This is a genomic window from Vagococcus teuberi, assembly GCF_001870205.1.
GTDB lineage: Bacteria > Bacillota > Bacilli > Lactobacillales > Vagococcaceae > Vagococcus > Vagococcus teuberi.
Genome location: NZ_CP017267.1, coordinates 583,629 through 598,288 on the forward strand (window position 1 = coordinate 583,629; position 14,660 = coordinate 598,288).

Below are 14,660 nucleotides of genomic sequence, written 5' to 3' on the forward strand. Positions count from 1 at the left end.
GACAATGATATTTTGTTAAGATTTGGTATTTTCTGTTTTGTTTTAATTTGTTTTTACAGCAGTTTTTTTTACAGCTGTATCGTTCTATAGATTAATGGAAACAATTGATATTTGCAAAATCGAAGACAATGATATTTTGTTAAGGTATCATTATTTGACAGGTTTTTTAATGGTTTTTCAACATGCTAAAATTACCGATATTTTGTTTAATTTTGATCAAATTTTATTAGACAATGGAGAAACTGAAGATATCTATCATCTACTGGCTTACACTGGAATTGGGATGGTATTTGCCAGAGAGAATGATGTGGAAAAAGCAGAGTTTTATTTTAATAAAGTGTTGGAAAAAATCTATCGTTATCCTATAAAAAAAGTAGAAGATACTTGGCGAGTATTAAATATTGTCTATCAATGTGGTGAGTTTTATGCTAGCATTCATGAGCTCGAGGCTAGTAATGTTTTATTAAATTATGCGATAAAAATATGCTCAGATAATCACGTGACGTATTATTTAGCTCGTGCTGCGGCACAGCTTGCGCAAAATGCAATAGAAGAAAAGAAAGATAAAAATGACATTTTAGAATTAATTTACGATGCGAGAGCTTATGCCAAAATTAATCGTAATGAGATTAAGTTAAAAGAGTTAAAGCAATTAGAAATTGCTGTTAAGAAAGGATTGTAGGCCATGCAAAATAAAGTGGTCAAACAATTACATTTGATGGGAACAGTAATAGATATTACTGTAGTAGGAAATAAAGCGGAAGAAGTAGTTGAGAAGACAGTTAGAATGCTAGAGTATTATGAAAAAATGTTTAGTGCTAATGACGATACTTCAGAATTAATGAAAATAAACTTTAATGCTGGAAAAACAGATACCATGGTTTCTCCTGAGCTATACAATCTTATTTCCCTAGGCAAGTATCATAGTATTCAGGATGATAGTTTTTTAAATATAGCGATTGGCCCTTTAATAAAAGAGTGGAAAATTGGGTTTGAAGGAGCGTTAGTTCCATCAAAAGAAGTCATTGAAAGTCTATTAAGAAAAACCAATCCAGAAAAAATTATTTTAAGTCCTAATACACATAGTATTTATTTAGAGGATAAACAAATGGAGATTGATCTAGGTGCATTAGCAAAAGGATTCATTGCTGATAAAGTAGTTGAGTATTATAAACAACAAGATATAACGTCGGCTATTTTAAATCTTGGTGGTAATGTGGTGGTCTATGGAGAAAGTCATCATCCAGATGGTTATTTTAGAGTAGGAATCCAACATCCAACAGAACCACGCTCTCATTGTTTAGTAACTATTCAAGCTAAAAATGAATCGATTGTGACGTCTGGTATTTACGAAAGAACGCTAACAGTTGGAAAAACAATCTATCATCACATAATTAATCCAAAGACAGGATATCCAATAGAAACAGATGTCGCTAGTTTGACGATTATTTCTAAACGATCAGTTGATGGAGAAATATGGACAACACGTCTATTTGGTAAAAATACCAAAGATATTATTAGTACTGTGAATCAACTTGATGCTATTGAGTGTGTTGTTATAGATAAAACAAATAAAGTATTTACTTCAGAGATGATTAAAACAAAACTAATGTAAAGAGAGGAAGATTTTTATGGATAAGTATATAGCGATAGTAGGGACAAATTCTGATCAGTCAACAAATCGAAAATTATTGTACTTTATTAAAGATTACTTTAAAAACGAGGCAGATATTGAAATAATCGAAATCAAAGAGTTCCCTATGTTCAATAAACCTGACGATGGAAATTTACCAAGTATTGTAAAAGAAGTAGCGCAAAAAATAGAAGAGGCAGACGGTGTCATTATCAGTACACCGGAATATAATCATGCCGTTCCAGCAGCATTAATGAATGCGTTGAATTGGTTATCTTACAATATTTACCCATTTGTGGATAAACCAGTTATGATTACAGGAGCTTCATATGGTACGTTAGGTTCATCAAGAGCACAAAGTCATTTAAAACAAATGCTTGATTCACCTGAGTTAAAGGCTAGAACAATGCCGAGTTCGGAATTTCTATTAAGTCACTCACTTCAAGCTTTCGATGAAAGTGGAAAATTAGTAGATGAGAATCAAATTCAAAAATTACATAGTCTATTTTTAGACTTTAAGCATTTTGTCTATATGACCAATCAATTAATGAGTGCTCACAAACAAAATAAAAAAGAAGCAGAAAACTTTTCATGGGAAAATATTTAAGGAGGAAGTCAAATGAAACTAGTAGGAATTGTAGGATCAAATGCTGATAAATCATATAATCGTACGTTGTTACAATACATAAAAAAACACTTTTCTGATAAATTTGATTTAGAATTAATCGAAATTAAAGATGTTCCATTGTTTAATCAAAGTAATGATCAAACAAATACGCCAGTGATTCAGTCAATAAACCGTAAGATTTTAAATGCAGATGGGGTTATTATTGCAACACCTGAACATAACCATACAATACCAGCCAGTTTAAAGAGTGTATTAGAGTGGTTATCATTTAAAATACATCCACTAGAAAACAAACCAGTAATGATTATTGGTGCTTCATACTATGACCAAGGTTCTTCACGAGCTCAATTACATTTACGACAAATACTTGATGCACCAGGTGTTCATGCTCTAGTCATGCCAGGAAATGAATTTTTACTTGGAAAAGTACGCGAAGCTTTTGATGACAATAATAACCTAAAAGACGCTAAAACTGTTGAGTTTTTAAGTAATGTATTAGATAAATTTTTACGATATATTGAAGTAATATCTGAGTTAGAAGGAACGAAAAAGCCTGAACTGGAAAAAGAAGATTTATATTGCGAAGGGTCAATCGATACCACAATTGATGGAGTTGACAAAGGAGCTGATGACTGGGTTGAACAAGCATCAGAAAAAGTTCAAGCAGTAGAAGGTGATACTTATGTCAAATTAAATCGTGGTATATTAACGGTTAATCAGTTAAATCATTTCTTTGCCTCAATGCCTATGGAATTAACCTATGCAGATAATAATAATCAATTTTTATATTATAATTACACAAAAGAAGATAAAGATATGTTAGCCTCACGTCATCCAAGTCAAGTAGGGAACCCTCTAGCCTATTGTCATCCAGAAAAAGCATTAAACGGTGTGAATTGGGTTGTTCAGCAGTTACGATCTGGAGCTCAAGATTGCGTAAGAGTACATGTTCCAACGCATGGACCAGATAAATTTGTTGTACATAATTATCAAGCAATTCATGATGATGAAGGAAATTATGCTGGTATAAACGAATACATATTAGATTTTAAACCAATTGTTGATTGGTATTTAAAACAAACAGGTCAAACTTTAACACCAGGAACAGATACAGTCAGTGGAGCTTCAGAATCTTCCAAACATACTGCTTCATCTGATGCGGATGCAGTCTCAAGTGCGTCAAAAACAGAATAATAACTAGACAGTAAAAGACTAAGATGTTCTATCTTGGTCTTTTTTTTGTTCGCAAATAGTAAAGTTACTAGTATAAATTAGTTTATCCTATTGAAAATGAGAAAAAAGTTTATCATAATGAGAAAAACTTAATAAATAATAAACAATATTTTAATCGTATTGTTGTTATTAAATAATAAAAGGGGTAGGTATATGAAACAGTCGGTTGTTAAACGTTCGGCACTGCTAGCGAGTAGTCTTTTGTTATTGTCCACGCCAGTTTTGGATGCAACACTTGTATTAGCAAATGAAACGAGTAGTCAAAAGGAAACACAAACGAATCAAAAAAAGGTAGAAGAAAGTGTCAAAAATTTTTTGAATGAAGAAAAAGAATTGGCCAATAAAGCTGATGCAACTGACTTTTATACAAGAGTCAATGAACAGTTAAAAAATGAGGGACTAATCACAGAAGGTACATCTAACACAACTGTTGATAAAGAACAACGCATACGTGTAATGGTCCAGTTGGATGAGGATGTTGCTATAAATAAAGTTGACTTACCAACAGGTTCTAAACAATCTGTTCAGTCAATAGAAAAAGCGACAGATACAGTGGTCAAAAAACAATCGTCTGTAAAAGCAAAGATTGAAAAAATCGCAGGCTCAAAGGCCAAACGTTCATTTGGTTATTTGTTAAATGCGTTTTCTATTAATGTAAAAGTTGGAGACATTGAAAAAATTGAAGCACTAAGTGGTGTTGTATCAGTGACACCGGCTCAAGTATTTTATCCAACTGATACACATGCAAATGCAATTGCCGATGTACAAAAAGTTTGGGAAGAAAAGAAATTACATGGTGAAGGAATGGTTATCTCAATTATTGATAGTGGAATCGATCCAAGCCATAAAGATCTATTTTTATCCAATCCTGAAAGCGGTCCTTTAACTAAAGAAAGCGTTAAAAAAATGGATAAAGGAAAATACTTCAGTGAAAAGGTTCCATTTGGCTATAATTACGCAGATGGCAGCGATGATATTATAGATGTGGGTGATGCAGGGATGCATGGCCAACATGTGGCAGGTATTGCTGGATCAAACGGTGAAGTGAAAGGAGTTGCCCCAGAAGCTCAGTTACTTGCAATGAAAGTTTTTTCTAATAACAAAGAGTTGAAAGGCTGTTATACAGATGACATTATTGCGGCTATTGAGGACTCGGTTAAATTAGGAGCGGACGTTATTAATATGAGCTTAGGTTCTGTTAGCGCAAATACTGATCCAAACGACCCACAAAATCAAGCGATAAAACGTGCAAGTGATGCAGGTGTTGTGTCAGTTATTTCAGCAGGAAATAATAGTGTGAGTGGGACAAACGACATGCATGACACCCCCAAAAATCTATTAAATACGTCAGATATGAGTACAGTTGGAAGTCCCGGAGTCACTACTGAAGCGTTGACTGTTGCGTCATCAGAAAATTCTATTGTGACACTTGAAACATTGAAAGATACATTAGGTAATGCAGTCTTTAGTTCAGTACCAGAACTAACAGATGGGTCAACGACCATATTTAGTAAAGTTGAAACACAATATGATGTGCTAAATCAAGAACGCGAATTAATAGATGTAGGATTTGGTAAAGCAACAGATTATACAGATGAGGTGAAAAAATCAGTAAAAGATAATATTGCCTTGATACAGCGTGGCGAGATTTCATTTAGTGAAAAAGCAAAATATGCAAAAGAAAATGGTGCTGTTGCAGCATTTATCTATAATAATACGGATGGCATTGTACAAATGTCCTTAGATGATGCGGAGTATCCAACAATTGGTCTGTCAGATGTTGATGGAGACGTGTTATTAAAAGTAGCGAAGGATAAGAAAAAAGTAGCGTTCAATCTTGGAAAAGCTGAAGTTGACAATAAAATGTATGGTAAGATGTCAGATTTTAGTTCATGGGGACCAACACCTGAATTGAATTTTAAACCTGAAATATCTGCTCCTGGTGGTAATATTTATTCACTAGCTAATGGAAATAAGTATCAAACAATGAGTGGAACAAGTATGGCGTCCCCCTTTGTAGCTGGATCTCAAGCATTAATTTTGCAAGCCATAAAAGAGAAAAAACTTAACTTAAGTGGGAAAGAATTAGTGAAGTTTGCAAAAGATTCTGCTGTTAATACATCTGTTCCAATGTTTGATGTGAGTCATACAAAAGAAATTATTTCACCACGAAGACAAGGTGCAGGACAAATCAATGTATCCTCAGCAATTGAAAATGAAGTCAGTATCCTTTATACACCGACTAATGAATCAACGATTGCTTTAAAAGAAATTGGCCGTTCAACAACAATCGATGTGACGTTGACTAATCATAGTGATAAAGATAAAACGTATACAGTAAATGATTATGGTGGGGTCTACACACAGAGTACTGACGCGAATAAAGAAATCTATGATACAAAAATAGATAAAGCGAATCTAACAACAGATAACCAAACAATTGAGTTAAAAGCTAAAGAGAGTAAAACAGTTTCGTTTAATTTGACATTACCATTTTCTTTTTCAGAACAACAATTTGTTGAAGGCTTTATCGGATTTGATGGTGTGGATACACCTAACTTAGTTATTCCATACATGGGATTCTTTGGCACTTATTCTAAAGATAAGTCAGTCGATCCTTTGATTTTTCAAGAAGGTCATAGCGCACCGACAGCATCAGGATTTTTAGTAAGTAATGGCAATAATATTTTAGGAATGGTGAAAAATGAAAAAGGTGAGTCAGTTGTTGATCCAGATGCGATGGCTATTTCTCCTAAAAATAATGATGGTGTTCAAGATTATAGTATGCCATATTTATTTTTCAATCGTAATTTCTCACAAGCAACATATGACATTATAGATGATAAAGGTGACACAATAAAAGAGCTTTACATTTCTAAAAATGGTCGCAAAGATTTCTTTAATTCAGGAACAGGAAAGTGGACAACGCATGCCGTGTCTCAAGCAAAATGGACAGGAACATCATATAATAAAAAATCAGGCAAAGAAGAACAAGTACCAGATGGTCGTTACCAATACAAAGTAAGTGTTACTTCACAAAATGATGGTTCAACCCAAGAAACGTACATACCAGTAACAGTTGATAATACGAAACCAGAAATTAAACATGTCGAGGTAAGTAAAACAGGAACGCTACTAGTTGATGTAACGGATAATTTGTCTGGAGTGAAACCAGATGTTGTGGCTTTAAATGTAAATGGAAAAAATTACAAAATGGCTCTTAAAAAAGGTAGTAACAATGATAAACATCATCAGCAATATGAATCAACTCAACGAATATCTAGTGTCTTTTCTCAAGGGAAAAATCAAGTGACTCTTGGCGTGAGTGATATGGCCGGAAATATTGCTACCACAAGTATAGTTGCTCAACAAGGTGATAAAGAAAATATCTTAATTTATAATCTGTCACCAAATCAAACCATTAGCCAAAATACAGCGGGATATAATAAAGAGACTGGGAGCTTCACATTATCAGGTAGTTACAAGAATGATACAGTATTTTATGTAGATGGTGTTGAAGTCAAAACATCAGATAAGGGATTATTTGAAGTCAGTGTTCCGATTACAAAAGATAAAACCAGTATATTATTTACACAAGATAAAGAAGGTACTGACTTGTTTGGTGTGATGCCGGTAAAAGTGGATTTAGATGCGCCTGTTATAGAGATAAATGATTCATCTGACGGAAAAATAAATACTACAGATAGTCAATATACGTTATCAGGTCATATCAGTGATGCAACTGAAGCCTTGTTGTATAATCCTAAAACAGAAGAAAAAGTGCCATTAACATTAGATAACGGTGCGTTCTCTAAAGAGCTCTCACTAATTTATGGAGATAATTTATATTATGTTATCGCAGGGGATGAATCGGACAATCACACCACTCAACAGGTCGTCATTCATTCATCTAGTGCAACGAAAATTGATAAAAATATGATTAAATTTGATAATATCGATTCTAGTCTATCAGTGATAAATACGGATAGCACAGGATATGATAAAGATAATAAAACATTAACCATCACTGGTAAATTAGCCTACCCAGTCGCTAATTTTGCATTAAATGGTGAAAAAGTACCTTATGATCCCACGACTTTAGCCTTTAGTTATCAAATGAAAAATATTTCAACAGGATCATATCGATTAACAGCTTACGTCCAAGATGATAAATTAAATCAAGGTAAGCCAGTTGTTAATTATGGCTATACTATTTGGGTGGATGACACCTTACCATCATTAACATTACATAATGTGGAGCAACAATCTGATGGGCGCTTAGTTGGGTTTACGAATCAAAATCCATATGTTGTTCAAGCCACGATAACAGATAATTTAACGGGTTATGATTTTAGTATAAATAATAATCATGTTTACACTGATCCAAGCTATACAACATTTAATGAGTCGTTCTTTGACAAAAGACCAAGTGTGGATGTTGATTATAAAGTGTCTCTTTTACCAGAAGCAACATCTAAAATGACAGCAACATTATCTGACTTAGTTGGAAATAAACAAACATTAGATTTTGATATGAATCATCACAAAGATGATACAATACCAACTCCAAGATTAGTAAGTAGTGATGGTAAACTAACACGTAAACCAGTCGTAATATCGTCTAGCAATGAGACTGATGTGGCTAATCATGCAGGTAGCTTTGAAAAGCCTAACTTGTATTACTCAACTGATAAAGAAATATGGACGGTTGTACCAAAAGATGTCAGCGTCAGTGAAAATGGAAACTACTACTTTAAGTATGCAGACAAATATGGAAATGAATCAGCAGTCTCAGAAATAAAAGTAGATAATATTCGTACCGAGATAAAATCACTCCCAACTATTTCACTTAGCTCATACGGTGGGAAAGAAGAAAAAGTGACAGTGACGATTGGTTTAACGACTGAGGATACTGATACTCATCTAACGTATAGTTTAGATGAAGGGAAAACGTGGAAAGAGTATAAAGAAGCATTTGACGTGACAAAAGATAGTGTATTACAAGTCAAATCAGTTGATACTGCGGGTAATGAAAGTCCCGTTTTAAGTGAAAACATCGTCGTAAAACCTAAACCAATCCAAAGTAAAGAAAGTACAACACAAACAGAATTAGAAAAAACAGATAAAAAAGATGGTGAGACACAGACATCAAATGAATTAGAAGAATCACCATCTGAAGAAGAAAAAGGCGAAGCAGAAAAAGAGCAAACGCCACCTTTTGAAAATCAAGAAAAAGAAGATAAAAAAATAGCAGAAAAAGAAGAGAATCAAAAAGAAAAAACTAGTCAACTATCGCAAGAGTCAATTGGATTCATTTCTAATGAAACGGTGAAACGATCGAGTAATGTATCATCTAATCAAACGCAGGAAACCTTAAAATCACTTTCTAAAAATAACTTACCCAAAACTGGTGATGCATCAAATAAAAAAGTAGTGATAATTGGTATACTGATGTTATCGTTAGTATCAATTGTATGGCTCAATAAACGAAAAAAGGAACAGTAAACTAAATAGATGCCGATGAAAGAGGGAGGAATTTAATTCCTTCTTCTTTTTTAAAAGGTTTTTAAATAATCTAGCATAAAATGAGAGTCTTTGTTGTGATTGTGGTATAGTTAAATTATAAAATATTAAAAAAGTGGGGAAGATATCGATATGATTAAATCAGTTGTCAAACAAATTGGGGAACACGCAATGGATGCTAAAGATGAAATGATTATTTTATTTGGAGAAAAAGTGACAGAAGAAATTGAAAAAGTTTCTGTTATTCAACAAGTTGAAACAAGTGGGCCATTTAATCTAGAAGTTGGTGACACCATTTTATTTGATGACCAAGAGTACCATATAGTTAAAATTGGGTCTGTTTCAAATAGACACTTAGAATCTATGGGACATGTAACATTGATGTTCAAAGATCCAGAAGGTATGGATGAACTATCAAATGCGATTTATCTGGAACCATATACGTTCCCTAAAATCAATGAAGGGACTATTATTACATATCGTTAGGGGGAAGATAGGTGAAGTTAAAAAAAGAGGGAAGTCCTAAGTCTTTATTCTATCGTTTGTTTTTAAACAACAAGCTAGTAACAGGCTTAATGGTTGTATTGTTAATACTACTCATACTATTAGTATTTACTAAAGTATCTGACTTATTTACACCGGTCGCACAATTTTTAGGCATTGTTGGTGTACCAATCATTGTTTCAGGTTTACTGTACTACTTGCTAAATCCAGTAGTCAATTTTTTTGAAAAACGTGGCATAAAACGCGTTTATACCATTAGTTTACTTTTTATTACTATTTTAGGTTTAATTATTTGGGGAATTGTTATTCTTGTTCCAAAAATTGAATACCAAACAAAAAGTTTTATTTCAGAATGGCCACATTATTGGGATGTTATTGAACGAAAAACCACAGAGTTCGTATCTTTACCTGCTCTGAGTCAATTTAGTGAGCCTTTTGAGAAATACTTTAATGAACTAACAAATTCTATTAGTAGTCTAGCAAAAACTTTATCTAAAACAACATTTAACAGTTTAGGTAATATCGTCGGAGCGGTAGCAAATGTTGTTGTGACTGCTATTACTGTACCGTTTATTTTGTTCTATTTATTAAAAGATGGCCGGCAATTAGTTCCGTACATTACGCCAGCTATTCCAATAAAAATGCGAAAGCCAACACTTAAAGTGTTAGAAGATATTAATAAACAATTATCTTCTTACGTACGAGGTCAAGTAACAGTAGCATTTGCTGTTGCGGTAATGTTTATGATTGGTTTTAGTGTTATAGGACTTGAATATAGTGTGACGTTAGGTATATTAGCAGGTTTGTTAAATTTAATTCCTTATATAGGATCTGCTCTAGCAACAATTCCGGCGATTATATTAGCCTTTGTTAGTGGTCCTAAAATGTTAATTGCTGTGATTATAGTATTTATTATTGAGCAAACAGTTGAAGGACGTGTAATTTCACCTTTAATTTTAGGCAGTCAGTTAGATATTCATCCTATAACGATTATTTTTGTCTTGTTATCAGCTGGTAAATTATTTGGTGTATTAGGAGTGATATTAGGTATACCTGGATATGCTGCTATGAAAGTGGTTGTCATTCATGTGTTTAATTGGTACAAAGAAGTATCAGGTTTGTATGAAGAAGAACAAGAGGAAGAAACACCAAGTGTGACTTAAAAAAGTCCAGGAAATTTGATTTCCTAGACTTTTTTATTTTGTCTAAAAACTTTAAGTAGATAGTAATACCTTTCTCACATTTATCTTAAAAAAGATTCATAAATAAGTGTTTTAATAATACTGTTCTTGGCTAAGAAAAAAGAGATATAGAGACCTAATCACTTAATTAAACGATAGAAACTCAGTTAATATTTTTGGGAAGTACCTATTTTTTAAGTAAACCCATTGATATGAGTAAGTAAGAGTAGGAAGTGTCACTTCATGTATATAAATACTTTTAGGTAATTCTCGTAGTAAAAATTCTGGAATAAAACTAACACATTGATTGGTTTTAATCAATTGTAAGAGCAGTTTCACATCTGCGCAGCTTGTAATGTTTTTTTTGCAGCCAATCGAATTGTTTAACCAAAGAGTCAATTCTTTATACAATTTTTCATCTTTGTGTAGAGGTAAGATAATATCTTTTGACTGACGTAATATTTCATTCATTGTCCAATGCTCATCATAATTATCAGAGTAAACGAGGTAAACAGGAACCGTTTCTTTGTTAATTGAAATAAATTCATCCTCATTGAGGGCATAGTGAGTTAGAGCAACGTCAATTTGTCTTGCTTCCAACATTTCTTGCAATGTAGCTTGATCGTTTTGAAAAATATTCAATTTAATATCTGGATATGTTTTTGAATAGTTTTTAATAGTTGAATATAAAATGGTTGATAGTAGTGCGTCGACGCCAATATTAATCGAACCAAGTATTCCAACGTTACTATCTTGTATGCGTTGTTTGGCTTGATTGATTTGGGCGGTGATGGACAGTGCTTCATCATACATAATACACCCACTAGGAGTGAGGTGATGTTGTTTTTTATGTCTTTCTATTAGAATTGTACCTAACTCAGTTTCTAGTTGCTTTAACATTTGACTTAAAGCTGATTGAGCAATATTAAGTTTTTTTGCGGCATCAGAGATAGTATTTGATTCTGCTATGGCAATAAAATAAGTTAGTTGTCTGATATCCATTTGATTATCTCCTTTCGTATTAGAAAATAATTAAAAAATTAGATAATTTTAATGATATCAAAAAAATGGATAAACGTCATTAATTAATTGGATAGAACGTTAAAATAGAATATAGATTTTATTAAAGTTGAAGGGAAGAATGTTATGAAATCAGAAGAGCTTAAAAAAGAAGATACAATAAATCGTATTGTAGAAACTATCGAGAAAATGGATAAGCATTTGGCTGATTATGAAAAAGAGGAAAAAACAACACAAAACAGATTAAAAGAATGGTTTTTTGAAAAAGAAGCCTTACATGATATTCGCCATATTTTACATGAAATTGATAAATATGAGAATGATGACTACAAAGAATTACGACCAGTAGATGAAAATTTTATGGAGCTTGGATTGGATGCACAAACTGCTTCTTTTATGAGAGATTATTTTTGTTAATATAAATATAAAAAGAGACGTCGATTTAGAATTTGACGTCTCTTTTGTATTATAGTAATTCTTTTTCTCGATACCATTGTTCAGGTTCCCAAACCCAACTACGGCCATCTTTTTCTAGTAAATCGAACGATTCTTTTGGTCCCATAGTTCGAGCTGAATAAGTTGGAATAGCACCTGTTTCTTTATCCCAAGTTTGTCTTATAATATCAACAATTTTCCATGACGCAGCTACTTCGTCCCAATGAGTGAAGTTAGTTGCGTCTCCTTTAAGACAATCAAGCAGGAGTTTTTCATAGGCCTCAGGGCTATTCTCAAGTGTTTCACTTGAATGGCGATAGTTTAATTTAACAGGATCTACTGCAAAACCAGGACCAACTTCTTTTCCGTTAAGAGTTAAAGAAAATCCTTCTGTTGGTTGGATATAGATAGTTAAAATATTTTCAGGTAATTCTTCAGATTGTGTTGATTCACGAAAAACGTTGATAGGTGTTGGTTTAAACACAATATTTATACGTGTCCCTTTTTCAGTTAGACGTTTACCTGTACGAATATAGAAAGGAACTCCTGACCATCTAAATGTGTCAATCATAAATTTACCAGCTACAAACGTTTCGGTTGAAGAAGTAGGGTCAACATCTTTTTCATCATGGTATCCAACAAAATTATTATTTCCAAGAAGTCCACTTGAGTATTGTCCTCGAACAAAGTTTTCTTTGACTTCTTCTTCGTTATAGATGCGAATTGATTCAAGGGCATTAATTTTTTCTGTACGAATAGCGCGATCAGAAAAGATAGTTGGTGGTTCCATAGCAAGTAGAGCAACCACCTGAAGAATGTGATTTTGTACCATATCTTTTAATGCCCCACTCTTATCATAATATCCACCACGTTCTTCTACCCCTAAAGATTCGGCTAATGTGATTTGCACATTGTCAATATAATGATGATTCCATAACGATTCAAAAATGTTGTTTCCAAAACGAATAGCAGAAATATTTTGTACCATTTCTTTTCCTAAGTAGTGATCAATACGGAAAATTTGGTCTTCAGTAAACGCAGCAGAAATCGAATCATTTAACTCTTTTGCAGTTTTGTAGTCCGTTCCAAATGGTTTTTCGATGATAAGGCGATTGAATCCATCGTCACTTAAAATATGTTCTGATTTGATGTGTTGTGCGATTGTTCCAAAGAAACTTGGTGCCATCGCCAAGTAAAAAATACGATTGCCCTCTAGTTGATACTCCTCATTTAATTCACTCGCTAATTTTTCAAGGGTGACATATTCTTCTGTATTAGTAACATTATGAGCTTGGTAATAAAAATGAGACGTAAAAGAATCTATTTCTTTTGGTGTTGGGTTTAATTCTTTGATACTTTCAGTGACAACTTCTCTAAAATGGTCATTTGTCCATTCGCGTCTAGCTGTTCCAATCACCGCAAAGTGTTTGCCAATTGCTCCTTTACGGAATAAACGAAAAAGAGATGGGTATAATTTTCGTTTGGCTAAATCTCCAGTTCCCCCAAAGATGATAAATAAAGCTTTGTTTTCTTGAGTCATCTTATTTCCTACTTTCCTTACGAAATATCTGAATAATCTTATTATTGGTCTTATTTTACTTGTAAAAGAGATACAAATCAATAAATTAAAGTTTTATGAGATTTTTTTTCACGTAATCATCACGAGAAAGTAATCCTTATTTCTATGATATAATTAATTAAAAATATATGAGAGGTTGAGAATATGGCAAAAAAATTTACTGAAAAGTACACAATTCCATATTACGATTGTGACTCTGAGGGTATGTTAAAAGTTCCTATGTTGATTAAGATGATGATAAGAACATCTAGTAATCAAAGTAATTCTTTAGGCGTTAATGATAGGTTATTAAAGCAATTTAACGTTAATTGGATCATTACGCAACATGATTTACAAATAACTGATCTTCCTAAAGTAGATGATGACATATATATTACAACACAGGCAGAGAGTTACAATAAATATTTCTGTTACCGTCGTTTTTGGTTACATGATAGTGATAATAACGAATTAGCTTCTATGGAGTCAACATTTGCATTGATGGATATATCTACTAGAAAAGTTCATGCAGTACCAGATGAGATAATTGCCCCCTTTGACTCTGAAAAAATTAAGCGAATCAAAAGGGGAGAAAACATTCCAAAGCTTCATGAAGATAATATCAATCGTTCATTTGATGCAAGTTTTTGGGATATAGATGACAATCATCATGTTAATAATGCTACTTATCCGGCTTGGATGATGGATAGCTTATCCTATGATTTTTTAATAAATCATCAACCAACTCGCGTGATGATTAAATTTAATAAAGAGATTCGTTATGGAGAATCCGTTCAGAGTATAGTAGAAAAAACGGATGAATTAAAAACTATTCATCAAATTAAATCAGGGGATATTCTGTGTGCTGAGGGATTGATACAGTGGGGAAAAAGACTAATAAATAGTTAGGTATACTATCATTTGCATATTAAGTTAAAATCATGC

The 14,660-nt window shown here is 32.9% G+C and carries 11 protein-coding genes; 9 read left to right on the top strand and 2 right to left on the bottom strand.

Features of this window, described 5'->3' with window-relative positions; all coding sequences use genetic code 11:
* Positions 1-94: 94 nt before the first annotated feature.
* The 7 genes from BHY08_RS02860 (at position 95) to BHY08_RS02890 (ending at position 10,684) form a co-directional block, all read left to right on the top strand.
* The gene (locus tag BHY08_RS02860; RefSeq protein ID WP_071456436.1) at positions 95-682 is read left to right on the top strand and encodes a hypothetical protein; all 588 of its coding nucleotides are present in this window, start codon (positions 95-97) and stop codon (positions 680-682) included.
* 3 nt (positions 683-685) lie between these two features.
* A complete protein-coding gene (locus BHY08_RS02865) occupies positions 686-1,615 on the top strand; it encodes an FAD:protein FMN transferase (protein WP_071456437.1) in 930 nt (309 codons plus the stop codon).
* Between the two features lie 16 nt (positions 1,616-1,631).
* The gene (locus tag BHY08_RS02870; protein WP_071456438.1) at positions 1,632-2,240 is read left to right on the top strand and encodes an NADPH-dependent FMN reductase; all 609 of its coding nucleotides are present in this window, start codon (positions 1,632-1,634) and stop codon (positions 2,238-2,240) included.
* A gap of 12 nt (positions 2,241-2,252) precedes the next feature.
* Complete coding sequence (locus BHY08_RS02875; protein WP_071456439.1) at positions 2,253-3,455, top strand: NADPH-dependent oxidoreductase; 1,203 nt, start codon at positions 2,253-2,255, stop codon at positions 3,453-3,455.
* A 192-nt stretch (positions 3,456-3,647) separates the two neighbouring features.
* Entirely contained in the window at positions 3,648-8,999 is a 5,352-nt protein-coding gene (locus BHY08_RS02880) for a S8 family serine peptidase (protein ID WP_071456440.1), read from the top strand.
* A gap of 150 nt (positions 9,000-9,149) precedes the next feature.
* Positions 9,150-9,503, top strand: coding sequence for a PTS glucitol/sorbitol transporter subunit IIA (locus BHY08_RS02885; protein ID WP_071456441.1), 354 nt, complete (start codon positions 9,150-9,152; stop codon positions 9,501-9,503).
* Between the two features lie 11 nt (positions 9,504-9,514).
* Entirely contained in the window at positions 9,515-10,684 is a 1,170-nt protein-coding gene (locus BHY08_RS02890; protein ID WP_071456442.1) for an AI-2E family transporter, read from the top strand.
* 162 nt (positions 10,685-10,846) lie between these two features.
* On the opposite strand, the gene BHY08_RS02895 is transcribed toward BHY08_RS02890, so the two are convergent.
* The gene (locus BHY08_RS02895) at positions 10,847-11,704 is read right to left on the bottom strand and encodes a LysR family transcriptional regulator (RefSeq protein WP_071456443.1); all 858 of its coding nucleotides are present in this window, start codon (positions 11,702-11,704) and stop codon (positions 10,847-10,849) included.
* 144 nt (positions 11,705-11,848) lie between these two features.
* On the opposite strand from BHY08_RS02895, the gene BHY08_RS02900 reads away from it, so the two are divergent.
* Entirely contained in the window at positions 11,849-12,139 is a 291-nt protein-coding gene (locus BHY08_RS02900; RefSeq protein WP_071456444.1) for a hypothetical protein, read from the top strand.
* A gap of 49 nt (positions 12,140-12,188) precedes the next feature.
* On the opposite strand, the gene zwf is transcribed toward BHY08_RS02900, so the two are convergent.
* The gene (gene zwf, locus BHY08_RS02905) at positions 12,189-13,697 is read right to left on the bottom strand and encodes a glucose-6-phosphate dehydrogenase (RefSeq protein WP_071456445.1); all 1,509 of its coding nucleotides are present in this window, start codon (positions 13,695-13,697) and stop codon (positions 12,189-12,191) included.
* Positions 13,698-13,880: 183 nt separating this feature from the next.
* Between zwf and BHY08_RS02910 the strand changes: the two genes are divergently transcribed.
* Entirely contained in the window at positions 13,881-14,624 is a 744-nt protein-coding gene (locus BHY08_RS02910) for an acyl-[acyl-carrier-protein] thioesterase (RefSeq protein WP_071456446.1), read from the top strand.
* Positions 14,625-14,660: the final 36 nt, after the last annotated feature.

Bases quoted from the DNA above. Each gene is read 5' to 3' on its own strand.
- BHY08_RS02875 (WP_071456439.1), top strand. From the start codon at position 2,253: ATGAAACTAGTAGGAATTGTAGGATCAAATGCTGATAAATCATATAAT.
- BHY08_RS02860 (WP_071456436.1), top strand. From the start codon at position 95: ATGGAAACAATTGATATTTGCAAAATCGAAGACAATGATATTTTGTTA.
- BHY08_RS02870 (WP_071456438.1), top strand. From the start codon at position 1,632: ATGGATAAGTATATAGCGATAGTAGGGACAAATTCTGATCAGTCAACA.
- BHY08_RS02880 (WP_071456440.1), top strand. From the start codon at position 3,648: ATGAAACAGTCGGTTGTTAAACGTTCGGCACTGCTAGCGAGTAGTCTT.
- BHY08_RS02885 (WP_071456441.1), top strand. From the start codon at position 9,150: ATGATTAAATCAGTTGTCAAACAAATTGGGGAACACGCAATGGATGCT.
- BHY08_RS02910 (WP_071456446.1), top strand. From the start codon at position 13,881: ATGGCAAAAAAATTTACTGAAAAGTACACAATTCCATATTACGATTGT.
- BHY08_RS02900 (WP_071456444.1), top strand. From the start codon at position 11,849: ATGAAATCAGAAGAGCTTAAAAAAGAAGATACAATAAATCGTATTGTA.
- zwf (WP_071456445.1), bottom strand. From the start codon at position 13,697: ATGACTCAAGAAAACAAAGCTTTATTTATCATCTTTGGGGGAACTGGA.
- BHY08_RS02895 (WP_071456443.1), bottom strand. From the start codon at position 11,704: ATGGATATCAGACAACTAACTTATTTTATTGCCATAGCAGAATCAAAT.
- BHY08_RS02865 (WP_071456437.1), top strand. From the start codon at position 686: ATGCAAAATAAAGTGGTCAAACAATTACATTTGATGGGAACAGTAATA.